Here is a 1134-nt window from a genome sequence, read left to right as displayed (position 1 = left end):
CCCACGGTACGGCCACCTTCGCGGATAGCGAAGCGCAGACCTTCTTCCATGGCGATGGGGGCGATCAGCTTGACGGTGATCGACACGTTATCGCCAGGCATCACCATTTCCTTGTCGGCGGGCAGCTCGATGGAGCCGGTCACGTCGGTCGTACGGAAATAGAACTGGGGACGGTAGTTGTTGAAGAACGGAGTGTGGCGACCACCTTCGTCCTTGGACAGCACGTACACCTCAGCCGTGAAGTGGGTGTGGGGCTTGATGGAGCCGGGCTTGCACAGCACTTGGCCGCGTTCCACGTCTTCACGCTTGGTGCCGCGCAGCAGCAGACCCACGTTGTCGCCAGCTTGACCTTGGTCCAGCAGCTTGCGGAACATTTCCACGCCGGTGACGATGGTCTTCTGGGTGTCGCGGATACCGACGATTTCGATTTCTTCGCCGACCTTGATGATGCCGCGCTCGATACGGCCAGTCACCACGGTGCCACGGCCAGAGATCGAGAACACGTCTTCCACGGGCATTGCAAAGGCGCCGTCCACAGCGCGCTCGGGCGTGGGGATGTAGGAGTCCAGTGCTTCAGCCAGGCGCAGGATGGCAGGTTCGCCCTTGTCGGACTGGTCGCCTTCCAGGGCCAGCTTGGCCGAGCCGCGGATGATGGGGGTGTCGTCGCCGGGGAAGTCGTACTTGGCAAGCAGCTCGCGCACTTCCATTTCGACCAGTTCCAGCAGCTCTTCGTCGTCCACCATGTCGCACTTGTTCAGGAACACGATGATGTAGGGCACGCCCACCTGACGGGCCAGCAGGATGTGCTCGCGGGTCTGGGGCATGGGGCCGTCAGCGGCCGAGCACACCAGGATGGCGCCGTCCATTTGAGCAGCGCCGGTGATCATGTTCTTGACGTAGTCGGCGTGGCCGGGGCAGTCAACGTGAGCGTAGTGGCGACCGGCCGTTTCGTACTCGACGTGGGCGGTGTTGATCGTGATGCCGCGAGCCTTTTCTTCAGGTGCTGCGTCGATCTGGTCGTAAGCCTTGGCTTCGCCGCCGAACTTCTTGGACAGAACGGTAGCGATAGCAGCCGTCAGGGTCGTCTTGCCGTGGTCCACGTGACCGATGGTGCCAACGTTGACGTGCGGCTTG

1 protein-coding gene is annotated in these 1134 nt (G+C 62.3%); it reads right to left on the bottom strand.

Annotated elements, in window-relative coordinates:
• The coding region (tuf, locus tag INR38_RS28560; RefSeq protein WP_207444609.1) for an elongation factor Tu at positions 1-1134 on the bottom strand (1134 nt) is incomplete at both ends.

The organism is Delftia sp. SD018, assembly GCF_017355445.1.
Classification (GTDB): Bacteria; Pseudomonadota; Gammaproteobacteria; order Burkholderiales; family Burkholderiaceae_C; genus Comamonas; species Comamonas acidovorans.
The sequence above is the reverse complement of the archived record's forward strand: the minus strand, read 5'-3'. Positions and strand labels throughout refer to the sequence as shown.